The 15,468-nt window shown below is 73.4% G+C and carries 10 protein-coding genes and 2 pseudogenes; 3 read left to right on the forward strand and 9 right to left on the reverse strand.

What is annotated here, in order from left to right; all coding sequences use genetic code 11:
- Positions 1-28 precede the first annotated feature (28 nt).
- From OG202_RS25320 to OG202_RS25330, 3 genes are all read right to left on the reverse strand, one after another.
- Positions 29-1,057, reverse strand: coding sequence for an endonuclease/exonuclease/phosphatase family protein (locus OG202_RS25320; protein WP_326580382.1), 1,029 nt, complete (start codon positions 1,055-1,057; stop codon positions 29-31).
- Positions 1,058-1,310: 253 nt separating this feature from the next.
- The gene (locus tag OG202_RS25325) at positions 1,311-1,760 is read right to left on the reverse strand and encodes a DUF7144 family membrane protein (RefSeq protein ID WP_326580380.1); all 450 of its coding nucleotides are present in this window, start codon (positions 1,758-1,760) and stop codon (positions 1,311-1,313) included.
- Positions 1,761-1,879: 119 nt separating this feature from the next.
- A complete protein-coding gene (locus tag OG202_RS25330) occupies positions 1,880-2,656 on the reverse strand; it encodes an alpha/beta fold hydrolase (protein ID WP_327728718.1) in 777 nt (258 codons plus the stop codon).
- Between the two features lie 210 nt (positions 2,657-2,866).
- Here OG202_RS25330 and OG202_RS25335 point away from each other — a divergent pair.
- Positions 2,867-4,117, forward strand: a pseudogene (locus OG202_RS25335) (aminotransferase-like domain-containing protein); the annotation flags it as partial.
- A 385-nt stretch (positions 4,118-4,502) separates the two neighbouring features.
- Here the strand turns inward: OG202_RS25335 and OG202_RS25340 are convergent.
- Both OG202_RS25340 and OG202_RS25345 read right to left on the reverse strand, forming a co-directional pair.
- A complete protein-coding gene (locus OG202_RS25340) occupies positions 4,503-5,441 on the reverse strand; it encodes a hypothetical protein (RefSeq protein ID WP_328223618.1) in 939 nt (312 codons plus the stop codon).
- Between the two features lie 352 nt (positions 5,442-5,793).
- Positions 5,794-6,288 carry a hypothetical protein gene (locus OG202_RS25345; protein WP_328223619.1) on the reverse strand — a complete coding sequence of 165 codons (495 nt, stop codon included), beginning with the start codon at positions 6,286-6,288 and terminating at the stop codon, positions 5,794-5,796.
- 232 nt (positions 6,289-6,520) lie between these two features.
- On the opposite strand from OG202_RS25345, the gene OG202_RS25350 reads away from it, so the two are divergent.
- Positions 6,521-7,756: a PP2C family protein-serine/threonine phosphatase gene (locus OG202_RS25350; protein ID WP_327728715.1), complete on the forward strand. Its 1,236-nt coding sequence runs from the start codon at positions 6,521-6,523 to the stop codon at positions 7,754-7,756.
- Between the two features lie 214 nt (positions 7,757-7,970).
- Positions 7,971-8,682: pseudogene (locus tag OG202_RS25355) on the forward strand (hypothetical protein); the annotation flags it as partial.
- Between the two features lie 1,558 nt (positions 8,683-10,240).
- Here the strand turns inward: OG202_RS25355 and OG202_RS25365 are convergent.
- The 4 genes from OG202_RS25365 to OG202_RS25380 form a co-directional block, all read right to left on the reverse strand.
- Complete coding sequence (locus tag OG202_RS25365) at positions 10,241-11,803, reverse strand: sensor histidine kinase (protein ID WP_328223620.1); 1,563 nt, start codon at positions 11,801-11,803, stop codon at positions 10,241-10,243.
- Positions 11,804-11,882: 79 nt separating this feature from the next.
- Complete coding sequence (locus OG202_RS25370; RefSeq protein WP_326580367.1) at positions 11,883-12,614, reverse strand: response regulator transcription factor; 732 nt, start codon at positions 12,612-12,614, stop codon at positions 11,883-11,885.
- A 182-nt stretch (positions 12,615-12,796) separates the two neighbouring features.
- Positions 12,797-14,800, reverse strand: a complete 2,004-nt coding sequence (locus OG202_RS25375) for an Ig-like domain repeat protein (RefSeq protein ID WP_328223621.1) — start codon at positions 14,798-14,800, stop codon at positions 12,797-12,799.
- A gap of 187 nt (positions 14,801-14,987) precedes the next feature.
- On the reverse strand, positions 14,988-15,290 hold the full coding sequence (locus OG202_RS25380; protein ID WP_328223622.1) for a response regulator transcription factor: 303 nt from the start codon (positions 15,288-15,290) through the stop codon (positions 14,988-14,990).
- Positions 15,291-15,468: the final 178 nt, after the last annotated feature.

Genomic DNA, 15,468 nt, shown 5'->3' on the forward strand with positions numbered 1-15,468 from the left:
GTGTGACCCTTTCGTTCACCCGTTTCGTTCACCCGCGCTGGTGGAGGGCGAGGTCCACGGTGACGGCGTTGTGGTCGGTGCCGGACAGCTCCCGGAAGTGGACCTCGCGGGCGGAGAAGTCCTTGCCGGAGACGAGGACGTGGTCGATCTGGGCGCCCAGCCTCGGGGTCGTCCGGGCGGGCCAGGTCGGCGTCCGGTCCTCCCCGACCAGCCGGGCGGCGTCGCTCATGCCCGTGTCGAGGATGGCGCGGAAGGCCGCGTGGTCCTGGGAGGCGTTGAAGTCCCCGGCCAGGACCGTCGGCGTCCGGGTGTCCTTCGCCGCGTACGCCCGCAGCGCGCCGAGCTCCCGCCGCCAGGTGTCCAGCTGTCCCGGCAGCGGGGGCATGGGATGCGCCAGTTGCAGCCGTACGGGGTGGCCCTCGACGTCCGCGACCGCGCCGGGCATGCCCATCGAGCCGGGGATCGGGTCGGCGGGCTTCAGGGGGTAGCGGCTGAGGATGACGGAGCCGGTGGAGCCGTAGCCCTCGATGGACCGGCGGTGGGGGTAGGCCGGGTTCTTCCCGCTCAGGTCGCCGAGGGTGTCGCGGAGGGCGGCCGAGCACGTCAGCTCGCACTCCTCGACGAAGACGATGTCGGGGCGGTCACGGCGTACGGCCTTGACGAGGGCGTCGGTGCCCCGGCCGAACTGCACGTTCGACGTCATCACCCGTACCTCGGCGAGCACCGTCCCGGTCGGCTCGCTCGCCTTGCCGTACGGCTCGATGTACCAGGCGAGCGCGCCGAGGACGACCACGCCCCAGGTCAGGCCGATCCACCAGCGCGCGAGGAGCGCGAAGAGGAGGGCGAGGCCGGTGGGGGCGAGGAGCCAGGGCAGGAACGCGAGGAGCTGGGGGACCGGGGTGAAGGCGTCGATGTCGGCCGCGCGGGAGGCGACGACGACACTGACTCCGAGGAGGAGCAGCGCGGCGAGGAAGGCCTTGCCCCGGTGCCGGGTGCGCCGTGGCGGCGGTGCCGGTTCCGGGAGGGGCTCCGGCCGCTCGATGGTCGTGCTCTCCACGGCCGGTGCCTCTCGTTCCTGTTGCGGGGTTCGTCGTTCCCCTTCAAGGACGGGTGGGGTGGGGGGAAGGTTGCGACGGGGGCGGGAACGGGGGCGCTTGGGCGGGTGCGGGTGCGGGTGCGGGTGCGGGTGCCGGTGCCGGTGCGGGTGGTTCGTGGTGGCTCGCGCGGTTCCCCGCGCCCCTGGACGACGTGGCCCCGCGGGCCGAAACGGGGCGCGGCCCCTGCTTTTCAGGGGCCGCGCCCGCATGCGCCTACGCCGCGGAGTCGGGAGACGTCGCCAGGGACCAGATCACGAACACCGCGATGCCGATGCAGATGACGGACCAGACGGGGGCGTACGGCAGGAACATGAAGTACTCGATGGCGAACAGGGACGTCAGGGCGATGCCCAGGGCACGGGCCCAGGGGCGGTTCTGGATGACGCCCCAGCCGGTGCCCAGGACGACGAGCCCGATCGCCAGGTGGATCCAGCCCCACGTGGTGAGGCTGAACTCGAAGACGTAGCTGCCGATGTTCGTGTACACGTCGTCCGTGGCGATCCCCGCGATGCCGTTGAGGATGCCCATGATGCCGATGACCATCATCAGGACACCGGCGAAGACCATCCCGCCGTGGGCCATCGCCGAGCCGGTCTCCCGTTGACGCGTCGGCGTCTCCTGCGACGTGCGGTTCGAACGCGGTGCGGTGCTGTGCTGGGCCATGAGGGTCTCCTCCGACGGATGGACAGCTCATCCGCATGCTCACGCGGCAGGGGGAGGGCCGCACGCGGTGTAGGCCGAACGGGTGAACGGCGGCCCCGCGCCCCGCCCCGCGCCCCGGCTCAGTCCAGCCGGGCCAGCAAGCCCTCCAGGGCCTTGTTGAACTCCTCCGGGCGCTCCAGGTTCGGCAGGTGGGCGGCGCCGTCGATGACGTGGAGGGTGGAGTCGGGGAGGGCGGCGTGCATGGCCTCGGCGTCGGAGACGGGGGTGTACTCGTCGTCGGCGCCCACGACGACCAGGGCCGGGACGGTGACGCGGGTGAGCAGCTCGCGGTAGTCGGGGCGTTCGGCGCGGCCGCGCAGGGCCGCCGCGGCGCCCTCGGGGTCGGTGGCCGTCATCATGCGGCGCACCTGGGCCGCGACGTCGGCGTCCGCGTACGGCGCGACCATCTTGTGGAGCACCTCGTCGGCGTACCCCGTCATGCCCTCGCGCAGCAGCCGGTCGGCCATGGCGTTGCGGGTGCGCCTGCCCTCCTCGGTCTCGGCGGCGGGGAAGGTGTCGGCGAGGAGGAGGCCGCGGATGCGGTGCGGGTACTGGCGGTAGCACTCCATCACGATCTGGCCGCCCATGGAGAGGCCCCCGAGGACGAACTCGGAGACCCCGAGGCCGTCGAGGAGCGTCGCGATGTCCTCGGCGAAGGTCTGGAGCGGGGTGACGCCCGGGACCACCGGGGACGCGCCGTAGCCGCGCAGATCGGGGGCGATGACACGGCGGGAGGCGGCGAACGCCGTGATCTGGGGGTGCCACATCGTGCGGTCGAAGGGGTGGCCGTGGATGAGGACGAGGGGGAGGGGCGCGCTTGCTTCCCCTTTGTCCTCGTATGCGAGGAAGGCGGTCATGGCTTCGACCCTAGGGTTCCCCAACTCCTCGGTGCAATAAGATCTTTGCCCTCGGTGCAATGTGGTGAGGGCCGGGGGAGCAGGTCGGGGGAGCAGGTCGGGGGAACAGGTCGGGGGAACAGGTTGAGGGAGAGGGTCGGGGAAGAGAGCGGGAAGAGGCCGGGAAGACGACCGGGGGAAGAGGGCCGGAGAAAGCGGAGGGGAATCGTCGTGGCCGACTACCGGCGTATCGCGGATCGCATCGCGGACGACATCGTCGCCGGGCGGCTGAAGCCCGGTGACCGGCTGCCGCCGCAGCGGGTGTTCGCGCGGCGGCGGGGCATCGCCGGGTCGACCGCCGGGCGGGTGTACGCCGAGCTGGTGCGGCGCGGGCTGGTGGTGGGAGAGGTCGGGCGCGGGACCTTCGTACGGGCGGCTCCGCCGGTGTCGGCGGGGTGGGCGCTGGCCGAGCCGGCCGGCTCCGCGCCCGTGAACCTGGAGCTCAACTACCCCTCCGCGCCCGGCCAGTCGGAGCTGCTGGCCGCCGGACTGGCGCCGCTGCTGCGGCCGGACGTGCTGACGGACGCGCTGCGCACGGCCCCCGCGACCGGTACGGCCGCCGCGCGCGAGGCCGCGGCCGGGCTGCTCGCCACGGCCGGCTGGCGCCCGGACCCGGACCGTTTCCTCTTCGCCGGCAACGCCCGCCAGGCCATCGCCGCGGCCCTCGCCCATCTCGTACGGCCCGGGGGCCGCGTCGGTGTCGAGGCCCTCACGTATCCGCTGGTCAAGGAGATCGCCGGGCGGCTGGGGGTGACCCTGGTACCGCTCGCGACGGACGGGGAGGGGGTGCGGCCGGAGGCCGTGGTGGCCGCGCATCGGGCCGCGCCGTTGTCGGCGGTGTATGTGCAGCCGACGTTGCACAATCCGACGTCCGTGACGATGGGGACGGGGCGGCGGGCCGAACTGGCGCGTGTGGTGCGGGAGTTGGACCTGCCGGTGATCGAGGACCGGATCTGGTCGTTCCTGGCGGATGGTGATGCGGGCGGGGATTCGGGTTCCGGTGAGGGGGTGGCGCCGCCGTTGGCCGCGTACGCGCCGGAGCGGGTGTTCGTCGTGGACGGGCTGTCCAAGCGGGTGGCGCCGGGGCTGACGGTCGGGTTCCTGGTGGTGCCGGAGGGGCGGGTCGAGGGGGTGGCGGACGCGTTGCGTTCGGGTGGCTGGACGGCGGGGCGGTTCGCTCTGGAGGCGGGGGCGCGGTGGATCGGGGACGGGACGGTCGGGCGGCTGGTCGAGGCGAAGCGGGCGGACGCGGCGGCACGGCAGCGGCTGGTCGCCGAGCACCTCGCGGGGTTCGCCGTACGGGGGGATGCGCGGGCGTACTACGCGTGGTGGGAGTTGCCGGAGCCCTGGCGTGCCGACACGTTCTGCGCGGCGGCGGCCGAGCGGGGGGTGGCGGTGACCCCGGGGTCGGCGTTCAGCGTTCCGGTGGTGGGGGTGGGGCGGGGGCCTGCCTTCAGTGGTCCGGCGGCCGGTGCGGGTCGGGGGGCGGCAGGCGGCGGCCCGGCGGTCGGTGCGGGGCGGGGACCGGGCACGCTCACCGGCGGTGACAGGGTGCCGCCGCGCCCACCCTCCCCCGCTCTCGGCGTCGATCGAGCGGGGGGACCCGCATCGCCCCAGCGGCCCGCCCGCCCGCGGTCGGGCTGGGCGGGGCAGACGGGAGAGCCGGGGTGGTCGGTGCCGCCGGGGTCGGCCGCGGCGGGGCCCTGGACGCGGACCGGGTGGCCGGGGCCGGGTGGGGCGGTGGCGCAGGAGGGCGAGCCTTCCCGGGCGGGGCGGCTCCGGGCGGCGGCGCCCGCGTCCGACTGCGTCAGACTTGGGCTCGCGTCGGTTCCTCTGCCGGAGTTGGCGGGGGCGTTGCGGGCACTCGGCGATGTCGCGCGAGGCGGCCCGTGAGCCAGGCGGCCGCGGCGACGGTGGCGCCGAGGCCCAGGAGCCCCCAGGTCACGGTGCGGAGGGTGGCGGTGAGGGCGTCGTAGACGGCGCCGGCGGCCGCGGGGGAGACGTCCGGAGGCAGGTCGGCGAGGGTGAGATGGCGGCCGAGGGCCACGGCGACCCCCAGGAGCGCGCCGCCGAGCGCCGTGCCGAGGCCCGTCGCACAGACGGCCCGGCGCCGCTGCGTCGCGACGAGAACACCACCGGCGGCCAGCGCGAGCGCGCCGACCGGGAGCCAGAACGCGGCGATTTCGAGCACGCGATACCCCTTCCGAAGCTGAACCAGTTCCGCGGCCGACAGCACCTCGACCTCGGTGTGCGCGACCGGGATGCGATGGGCGAACGGCACGTGGTCGCGGACGAGTTGACGTTTGACGCGTTCGCCGACCGGCGCGAGGTCGAGCGTCACCGCCCGCGCCGCGCCCCCACCGGGGCCGTCCGCGGCCCCGGCGCCCGCGTCCTCCTCGCGCACCGCCCCCAGCACCGCGTCGTGTGCCGCCCGGTTCGCCGTGTGCCACGCCGTGCGGAACGCCTCGGTCTGGGTGAAGGAGCGCGCCGCGTCGTGCGTGAAGTCCTGGACCGGACGCCGCAGCGGGGGCCGCACCCGGACCTCGCGCAGGATCCCGGCGGCGACCGCGTCCGCGAGCGCCTCCCGTACGTCCGGGTCGGCGGCCAGCGGCGCCATGACCGCCTCGTAGCGCGTCCGGTCCGCTATCTCGTACGTCGCCCACGCCGCCAGCGCGCCCACCGGCGTGAGCAGGCAGGCGAGCACGGTCAGCGCGGCCGACAGGGTGCCGCGGGCACGGTGGGACACCCCTCCAGGCAAGACCTCCGCCCACCACCGCGCGAGCGCTCCCGCCCCACGTGACTGCGAATGGCCCCCCAGGACAAGCCGAACGGGGTGACCGACCGACAGTCCCGTGCGGCGGCCCCGCGCGGAGGTCCCGGCCGACAGCCCCGTGCGGGGCCGGCGCCCCCCTCCGGCGGAGCGCTCACCCGGACGGGGGTTACCCGCACGATCACCGCCCGCGGTGACCTGAACCCGGATGATCACCGCTGCGGAGACGGATGTGGACTGATCACCGTTGCGGAGGCGGATGAGGGCTGATCACTGCTGCGGAGGCGGATGAGGGCTGATCACTGCTGCGGAGGCGGATGCGGGCTGATCACCGCTGCCGGTGGCCCGTCGCGTCCTCGTGGGTGTAGTAGCGGTAGAAGTTCACCGCGAAGACCGCCGCCGCGATGGCGAGCGACATGACCGTGGAGCGCAGCACGCTGTGCTGGGACGCCTGGCTGTAGAGGAAGCCGAAGGCGCAGCCCGCGAAGGCGGCCCAGAGGAGGGCGTGCGCCTCGCGGCGCAGGCGGGGTGCCACGGTCAGTACGGCGATGTGGAGCGCCGCGAACACGAACGCCGTCACGAAGCCGAAGAGGAGGTTCCAGCCGGTGATGGGGCCGGCGTCGCGGTCCATGGCCGCGGCCCAGTATCCGTAGACGAGGCCGAGGACCACGGGCACGATCCGGTTCGCGAGCACGTGGGTGCGCGCGCTGAAGACATCGGGTGGGGCCGGCCCCGCCGACCTGCCCGGAGCCGAGGGCCTGTCCGGAGCCGAGGGCCTGTCCGGAATCACCGGCCGGCCCGGAGTGGGTGCCGCTTGAGCCATGGGAGCACTCCTCTCTTCCCCCTCCCCCGCAACGCTCCGCCCCGACTACCAGAGCACACCTGGGAAGGCGCCCTGGCAAGTCGGGCGGCAAGGGTCGTGACAGGGCGGGGCGGGGGCGTGACAGGGCGGCGGGACGGGGTCACGCGGGGCCGGGCGGGCCGGGGCCGTGCCGGGCTCCGGATGTGGCCGGGTCGGGATGCGGGGGGCGTAGGGGCGTGTTTCGCTGTGGGGCATGCGGATACGGATACCGGTGCCGCGGGGGCGCCGGGAGCCGGACCCCGTCGAGCGGCGGCAGCCGCTGCGGGTACGCGGGCGCGACATCGCCTGGCTACCGCCGCTGGTGGTGCTCCTCGCCGTACCGGTGGTCGACTGGTACACCAGCGGCGACTTCCGGATCATCTCGTGGCTGGTGCTCGTACCGGGCGTGGCCGCCGCGGTCTGCCGGGTGTGGACGACGGCGCTGTTCGCGGCGCTCGCGATGCTCATGTACGTCCTGGGCGACAACTCCTGGCCCCACCAGTACCGCGCCGGCCTCCCCGACTTCATCCTCGTCGCCCTCGGCGGGATCCTGTCCGTGCTGGCCTGCGCGGTACGGCTGCGCGCGCAGGAGCGGATGCTGCACATGCGGGCCGTCGTCGACACCACCCGCCGGATCCTGCTGCGCCAGCTGCCGCCCGACGTCGGCGGCCTCGACCACGCGGAGATCTATCTCGCCGCCGACAGCGAGGCCCGAGTGGGCGGCGACTTCTACGACATCCAGCCGAGCCCGTACGGCACCCGCGTCGTCATCGGCGACGTCCAGGGCAAGGGGCTCGAGGCGGTGGAGGCGGCGTCCGTGCTGCTCGGCACGTTCCGTGAGGCCGCCTACCACGAGGCAGAACCGGCCACGGTGGCCGAGCGGCTGGAGACCCGCATGGTGCGGCACCTGCGCTACTGCGAGCACGTCGGCCGCGACGACGCCGAGCGCTTCGCGACCGCCGTGCTGCTCGACTTCCCCGACCTGCGCAGCGAGCGCACCGACTGGGGCCCGGACCTCACCGGGCTCGACGCGGTCACCGTGGACGTCGTCAACTTCGGCCACGAACCCCCGCTCCTGGTCTCCCCCGACGGCGTACGCCCCCTGCCGCTGTGGGACGGACTCCCGCTGGGGCTCAGTGAGTTGGCACCGATGCCGCCCAGGGCGGCGACGGTCCGGCTCGCCGCCGACGAGACGTTGCTCCTGGTCACGGACGGGGTGACGGAGGCGCGCGACGGGAGCGGGGTCTTCTTCCCCCTCCGCGACTACCTCACCCGTGCCCTCGCCGCCGGGCCGCCCGTCCTCGACCCCGGGTCCCTGGTCCGCCTCGTCCGCGACGGCGTCCTCGCGCACACCGGCGGCGGCCTCGACGACGACACGACGATCTTCGCGGTACGCCGGGCGTCCGAACCTATGCGACGGGGGCCGGGGGCGGCACAGCGGGCGCCTTGAGGTGGGGAGTGGGCCGGGGCGTGAGGTGCGGGCCCGTGGGGCGTGAGGGTGCGGGCCCGTGGGGCGTGAGGGTGCGGGTCCGTGGGGCGTGCGGCCGGTGTGCGGGCCCGGCTCCGTTCGTCGCGCGGCGACCCGAACGGGGCGCTCCTTTCCCCGTTTGCACGCGCAGCGGTTACCGTGCTGGCTGGCGTACGCGATCGATGGGGAGGGAACGATGCCCGGAACAGTGCTGCTGATCGCGGCCTCGCCCATGGGCAAGGGGTGCCTGGTGGACGCGGCCTCCGTGCTTCCCGTACTGGCGGCCGTCACGCCCGAGGTGCTGTCCGGCACGGGTACGGCGAACGTCGTCGAGCTGGCCGATCCGCTGGAACCGCAGGCCGTCCTCACCCGGCTGCGCGCCGCGGCGACCGCGCCCGGGCCGCTCACCGTGTACCTCGCCGGGCAGCTCCAACTCGACCGCAAGCAGCGGCTCGTGCATCTGGCGCTGGCGCGTACGACGCCGGCGACCGTGCGGTACACGGCGTTTCCCTGGCACTGGATCGTGGAGGAACTGCGGCTGCGTACGCCCGGGTCGACGACCTTGTTCGTCGATCTGCACGCCGACGCGGAGGTGTGGCGGCAGTTGGCAGGGCAGCCGCTGTCCGCCGGGCCCGGGGTGAGCGTGTACGGGCGGATCGCGCCGCCGGCGGCGGGGGTGCGGCGGGGGGTGGCCGTGCCGGGGTACATGAAGGCGTTGGCGACGATACTGCGGAGCGGGCAGCGGCCGGGGGCGGCGGTCCTCCACGAGCAGGTGCTCGCGCGGACGGGGGGGTACGGGGACCTGGCCCTGGCCTGGGACGCGACGGCGCCCGGCGGGGGTGTCCGGCACGGCGATTTCGCCCCCGCCGCCCCTACCCGTCCCATCCCGTCCCCGGGGGCTCCGCCCCCGGCCCCCCGAAGCCACCCTCCGGCCTCGCCCTCACCCGCCGGACGGGCTGAGAGCAGTGGGGCGGGGCCGGCGGAGAACGGCACGCCTGAACCGGAGGGGAACAGCCTGACGGGGCCGGCGGAGAACGGCTTGCCCGGGCCGGGCGGGAACGGCTTGCCCGGGCCGGGCGGGAACGGCTTGCCCGGGCCGGGCGGGAACGGCTTGCCCGGGCCGGGCGGGAACGGCTTGCCCGGGCCGGGCGGGAACGGCTTGCCCGTGCCGGGCGGGAACAGCTTGCCCGGGCCGGAGGGAGCCGGCCTGCCCGTGCCGGTGGCGCAGGGTCTGCCCGGGGCCGTGGCGGGCGCCTCGGCGTTGTCGGCGGCGAACGACCGGCCTGTGCTGGTGGTCCGGGCCCCCGGAGCTGGAGCGCATGCCGCGTCCGAGACCTTGGCGAAGTCCCTGCCTGCGCCTGCGCCTGCGGCGGACGGCTCGTCCGGGCCCGCGGTGAACTGCTGGCCCGGGCCCGAGGCGGACGGTGCATCCGGCCCTGCGGTGGCTCGCTCCGGGCCCGAGATGGACGGTTCGTCTGGCCCTGCGGTGACTCGCCCGTCCGGGCCCGAGGCGGACGGTGCATCCGGCCCTGCGGTGGCTCGCTCGTCCGGGCCCGAGATGGACCGTGCGTCCGGGACTCCGGCGGTCGGTTCGTCCGGGCCTGTGATGGGCGTCTCGTCCGGGACTCCGGTGGACGGCTCGTCCGGGCCCGAGATGGACCGTGCGTCCGGGACTCCGGCGGTCGGTTCGTCCGGGCCTGTGGTGGGCGGCTCGTCCGAGGGCCCGGTGGAACGGTTGTCCGGGGCCGTGGTGGTGGCCGATCCCCATGGGGCCATCGCTGTCGCCGTCGAGGCTGGGCGGCATGGTGAGGCCGATGAGCTCGCCGCTCGGTGGGAGCAGGGGGCGTTGCGGGAGTTCGGGGACGGGTCGGAGGAGGTCTTGCACTGGCGGGAGGTGCGGGCCGATCTGGCGATGTTCGCGGGGGACCCGGCCGGGAGTTGTGAGGCCTGGATGGGGGTCGCCCGGGCGCGGCTCGCGGCGGGGCGTCCGGCGCAGGACCCGATGGTCGAGTCGGCGGTCGACCGGGCCCATCATCAGTGGGGGCTCGTCGCGGACGCGGGGCGGGCAGGCGAACTCGGCGTCACGCTCGTGGAGTTGCGGGGCCGCGTCCCGGGGCGCCGACCCGGAGCCCTGGAGCACGCTCGGCAGCATCTGGCCGAACTGCGGCAGCGGCTCGCGGAGTTGAGGTCGGCCCAGCACGTACCCGGTTAGCCGAGCCGGTCGATGAGCCGTCGTTCCGTTCGTCGTAGATCGATGAGCCGTCGATCAGGGCGAATACCGGGCCGACCTCGGAGGGGAGTTGTACGAGGTCACACCATCAGCACACAGGGTGGACACCGCACGTTGATCACTTAAGCGGTCGTGGCTCCGGAACAGATCGGAGTTTGATCAGAGAATGATCAGAAACTCCCCTGCCGTTGGCAAAGTCCACCTCCCGCCACCACCCGTGGGTTATGTCGAGCCGCTCAGGACGAAGCCGGGATGCGCACCCTGAACCACGCCCCCTGGTGCGGCGGATGGGGATGTTCCAGCGTGACCATGCCGCCGTGGGCCGTCGCGATCGCCGTGACGATGCTGAGGCCGAGCCCGCTGCCGGCGGCCCGCGTCTCCTCACCGCGTACGAAGGGGTCGAAGAGCCGCTCGCGCAGTTCGCCCGGGATTCCGGGACCGTCGTCCAGAACCTCGATCACCCGGTACCCGTCCTCCGTGCCGAGCCCCAGCGTGGTCGTCGTACCCGGCGGTGTGTGGACACGCGCGTTGGCCAGCAGGTTGGCGACCAGTTGGTGCAGCCGCAACGGGTCGCCCGTGACCGTGTGGTCCCCGGGGGCGAGCAGCAGCCGTACGGGCCGGCCGGGGTGGCAGTCACGGGCGGCGGAGACCGCGTCCCGGCACAGCTGGGCCAGGTCCACGCACGTCAGTTGCAGGGGCTGGCCGAGGTCGAGGCGGGTCAGCAGCACGAGTTCGTCGATGAGGGTGCTCATCCGGCCGACCTCGGTGGTGATCCGGCCCAGCGCCTCCTGCCGCATGGGCTCGTACGCGGGGTCGCCGACCCGGGCGAGTTCGGCGTAACCGGAGATCGTGGTCAGCGGGTTGCGCAGCTCGTGACCGGCGGCCGCCATGAACTCGCGCAGCCGCCGCTCGGTGCCCTGCCGCTCCCTGACCTCCCGGCGGCCCAGGCGGCGGGCGCCGATCAGGACGGTGGCGAGGAGGGGGAGCGCGGCGGCCGTCTCGACCTGGAGCAGGCGCTCGACCGCCCGCCGGTCCTCCGCCGTCGACCTGGCCGTGACGATGTAGCCGCCCTCACGATTCCGGCCCGCCTCCGCCACGCGCACCACCTTCGCCCGGTAGCTCTCCCCGAACGCCGACGGTGTCGCCCGAGCCGCGTACGCCTTCAGCCGGGCGGGCGTGAGCGCGGGGAACGCGGGGAGGCCGTCGGACCCCGGGTAGCGCTCCACGACCTTGCCGTCGGCGTCGAGGACGAGGACGAGGCCGTACTTGTCGATGGGCGTCGTCGATACGGGGGCACGGGGGCCCGGCGCGGGGGCGGCTGCCGACGCGGACGGCGAGACAGAGGATGACGGCGAGACCGAGGCCGGGTCTGAGGCTGAGGATGACGTCGACGTTGATGTCGAGGTCGAGCCCGACGTCGCCTCCGCCTCCGCCTCCGCCTCCGCCTCCGCCTCTGCCTCCGCCTTCGCCTCTGCCTCCGGTGCTGGTGCCGGTGCCGCGTACGAGGCGGAACCCGGGCCGCCCGGGCCGCCGAACCCGCTCGCCCTCGTTATCTCCTGATCGGTGCGGGTGGTGAGGTGGTGGGCGAGGGTGTGGGCGGAGAGGGTGGCGACCGCGCCCAGCGTGGTGAGGGTGGCGACCAGCCAGAAGCCGACCGTGCGCCGGCCGGTGCGGTGGGGGCGGATCGGCTGTTCGAGGGAGGGGAGGGCGCGGCCGGGGTGGGGCCGACGGCACGTGTCACTCGGCGCGAGCAGCCCGGCCGCCCTGATGTTCTCGCCCAGCCCGGTGAACCCACTCATCCGCCCAACCCGTCCACGCCGCCCAGCTCTCCGTCGCCCCCGCCGGTCCCGCCCGCCCCTCCCCCGGAGGGGCGCTGGCTCAGTTCGCGCACAGTTGGTAGCCCACTCCCCTGACCGTCCGTATGAGGGACTGGCCCGGCTCGCCGAGCTTGCGGCGCAGGTAGTAGATGTACGTGTCCACGACGCCCGACCCCTCGTCACGGTGGTTCCAGACGCGCTCCTGGATCTGGCCCCGGGAGAGGACGCGGCCGGGGTTCTCCATCAGGTAGCGCAGGAGGGCGAACTCGGTGGTGGTGAGGTCGACGGGGCGGCCGGCGGCCCAGACCTGGTGGGCGTCGGCGTCGAGTTGGACCGCGCCGGCGCGGAGGCGGTTGCGGTCGGGCGCGGGATGGCCGCCGCCGGCCCGGCGCAGCAGGGCGCGGACGCGGGCGGCCACCTCCTTCAGCTCGAACGGTTTGGTGACGAAGTCGTCGCCGCCCATGTCCAGCCCGCGCACCCGGTCGTCGACACCGCCGAGCCCGGTGAGGAACAGCACCGGGACCGCGTTGCCCCGGTCGCGCAGGGTCCGGCACACCTCGAAGCCGCCCAGGTCGGGGAGGTTGACGTCGAGGAGGATGAGGTCGGGGTCGTACCGCGTGACGGCCTGCAGCGCCTGCCGCCCGGTCGCCGCGGCGGTCACCTGATAGCCGAGGAACTCCAGTGCCATGGTCAGCATGGACCGGATCCCCTCCTCGTCGTCCACGACGAGCAACTGCCCGCCCGAGGGCGCGGGTTGGACTGCTGAGTGGGCGGAGGGCACAGGGGTGGTCATGTCCTGTTCCTTTGCGGCCGTGACCCCAGATTGAGGTCTCAAGTTTCGGCAGATCCGTATCGTCACACGTACCGGCAGGTAAGGGAGACCGCTTTCGAAATCATTCGGAATGACTCGTTCCCGAAGCGCGAGAGCGCGCCCGGTCGATGACCGGACGCGCTCTCGGCGGTTCCCGCGGGTGATCAGCTGGTGAAGACGAAGTGCTTCCAGGCGCCGTGCGTCGTCGTGTTCACGTTGTCGCCGGAGCTCGTGTCGACGTACGAGGAGCGGATCCGGAAACGGACGCCGGTGCTCGGGGTGCCGGTGAGCTCGACCGCGCCCACGCCTCCCGACTCCAGCGCGAAGTACTGCGTGGCCGTGGTCCGCCAGGCGCCGTCGTAGTACGCCTGGATCTGCACCCGGTACTCGCGGCCCGGGTAGTAGGTCATCGAGGTCGTGAACAGCGGGTCCACGGACTTCCGGAAGTAGTAATACGTGTGGTTCCAGGCGTAGTTGGTCTTGTAGTGGCGGCTCGGCGTCGTCGACACCCTCACCTTGGTGTGGACGCGGCTCTCCGCCGTCTTCGGCGCGTAGCGCGAGTCGCCCGCGAACTTGGCGGTGAGCTTGGTGTCACGGGTCAGGTCAAGGGTGACGGACAGGTTGCCCTCGGAGTTGACCGTGCCGGACTTCACCAGCTTGTTCGGCTTGTCGGAGCCGTAGGGGTCGGCCCAGATCTCGACCTTGCGGTTCTTGTAGGTCGTGCCGAGGTGCGCCGTGAACGCCACGTCCGCGCTGTACGCGTACACGTTGCCGTTCTTGTTGAGCGTCAGCGTGGGCGTGGCGCGGGAGACCGTGACGGTGTCGGAGCCGGAGCTCGCCGCGTGGTCGGCGTCGCCCGCGTAGGAGACGGTGTACGTGACGGAACCCCCGGAGGGCGGGGTGTCCTTGAAGGAGTACGAGCCGTCGGCCGTCACCGTCACGGGGGCGAGGGCCTTGCCGGCCGGGGACTCCATGTCGGTGCGGGTCACCGCGACGGTGGCCCCGGCCGGGAACGCCAGGTTCGAGGTCACCTTGCCGGTGACCGTCAGCTCCTTGGCGCGGGTGGCCGTGGCGGGCGCGTCCACGGTGACGGCCGTCGCCACCCTGGTGGGGTCGGCGACCACGCGCAACGTGAAGCCGCCGTCGCTGTCGGTGGTGATCACGAACAGTCGGGATTCATCGGGCGTCCAGGCGAGGCCACCGGGCACGACCCGGCCGTTGCCGAAGCCGCTGTTGTCGCTGAAGGCGTGCGTGCGGATGGGCGTGGTCGCGCCCGGTTCGTAGAGGTAAACGACCGGCTCGCTCCAGTTGTCGACGCCCGCCGCGACCGTCCCGTCGGGTGCGATCTCGACGGCCGTCGGGTAATGGGTGCTGGGGTAGACGCCGTCCCGGGTCAGGTCCGACGTCTTGAACACCTGGTGGTTGTACGGGTATCCGCTGGCCGTGACCACCTGGGAGCCGTCGGGGCTGAGCGCGAGGTCCTGCAGGTTGCTGCCGGCGTAATCGTCGGTGTCGGGGCCGCTCGCCGTCTTGGCGGCGGTGCCCGAGGACACGTCGTAGACCGCCAGGGAGAACGGGCTGAGGTCCTTGATGCCCGCGACCAGGGTGTTCGGTGCGCCCGATGTGGTCTCCAGGACGGGGGCCGCGTACCAGGTGCGGTTCGGCTCCTGGTTCAGCACGACGACCGGGTCGGCGCCGGAGACGTCCAGCGAGCCGATGTTGCCCTGGGTCGCGGCGCCGTAGCCGAACCACAGCTTGTCGCCCGCCCACGCCGGGTACTGCGGGTCGGTGCCCTCGCCCGTCGGGTACCGCTTCGTCTCGGTCACGGTCGCCGTGTCGACGGCCACGATCGCGTCGGCGCCGGGCACCGCCGCGTACAGCGTTCCCGAGTCGGCCGACAACTCCAGGCCCTTGGCCCCGGGCAGGGAAGGCACGGTGCCGACGACCGTGCCCGTGTAGTCGGTCGCGACGACCTTGCCGCCGTTCGGGTCGGAGACGAAGATCCGCTGGTGGACGCCGTCGACGACGATGTCGCCGGACGACGTCACCGGCAGGAACGCGCTCGTTTCGGCCACGGCGGGCGTGGCCGTCCCGACCGCGAGTGCGGCCGAGCTGAAGAGGACGGCCAGCGCGGTGGCGGCCGGAAGAGTGTGTGTGCGTCTGCGCACGGTGTTTCGAACCCCCGGAAGGAAAACGAAGGGACAGCGGTACGGCCGCCGTCGCATACGGCCGGTGTGCGGGATTGAGGACGTGCCCGATCATCGAGGACGTGCCTGATCCGTGGACCGTGGGGAGACCGTGTGGGGCGCGGGTGGCGTGCCAGAGAAGACTAGATCACGCCACCGACCGACTAGATCACGCCACCGACAGGAACTCCGCGGGGGGGGTGTGTGTTCGAGAACCCGACGACTGCTGCGGCCCGACGAATTCCCCACGCGTCACACGGAGCGCTGCCGGGCCCGACTGAGGTGTGCCGCGTACCCGGTCGTCGACCCCGCCGAGCCCGGTGAGGAACAGCACCGGCACGGAGTTGCCGCGCTCGCGCGCCGTCCGGCAGGTGTCGAAGCCGCCCATGTCGAGGAGGCTGACGTTGAGCAGGATCAGGTCGGGGATGTGGCGTGTGGCGGCCCTGGAGCCCCGGCCGCCCGGTGGCGGCACCGGGCGCCTGGTGGCCGAGAAACTTTCGGACCATGGCGAGCATCGAGCGGATGCTCTCTTCGGCGTCCACTACGAGGGGGGCGGGGCTCTGAGGTGGCAACAGTGGGCACAGGAGTGGAGGGAGCGCTTTCGCAATAATGGGGAAAGGGTCGTTCCTTCCTTCCTTCCTGTCTCCCCC

Origin of the sequence: Streptomyces sp. NBC_00310 (genome assembly GCF_036208085.1) — a bacterium.
Taxonomy (GTDB): Bacteria; Actinomycetota; Actinomycetes; order Streptomycetales; family Streptomycetaceae; genus Streptomyces.

Coding starts and splice junctions, on each gene's coding strand:
- OG202_RS25325 (WP_326580380.1), bottom strand. CDS start 1,760: ATGGCCCAGCACAGCACCGCACCGCGTTCGAACCGCACGTCGCAGGAG.
- OG202_RS25330 (WP_327728718.1), bottom strand. CDS start 2,656: ATGACCGCCTTCCTCGCATACGAGGACAAAGGGGAAGCAAGCGCGCCC.
- OG202_RS25345 (WP_328223619.1), bottom strand. CDS start 6,288: ATGGCTCAAGCGGCACCCACTCCGGGCCGGCCGGTGATTCCGGACAGG.
- OG202_RS25350 (WP_327728715.1), top strand. CDS start 6,521: ATGCGGATACGGATACCGGTGCCGCGGGGGCGCCGGGAGCCGGACCCC.
- OG202_RS25365 (WP_328223620.1), bottom strand. CDS start 11,803: ATGAGTGGGTTCACCGGGCTGGGCGAGAACATCAGGGCGGCCGGGCTG.
- OG202_RS25370 (WP_326580367.1), bottom strand. CDS start 12,614: ATGACCACCCCTGTGCCCTCCGCCCACTCAGCAGTCCAACCCGCGCCC.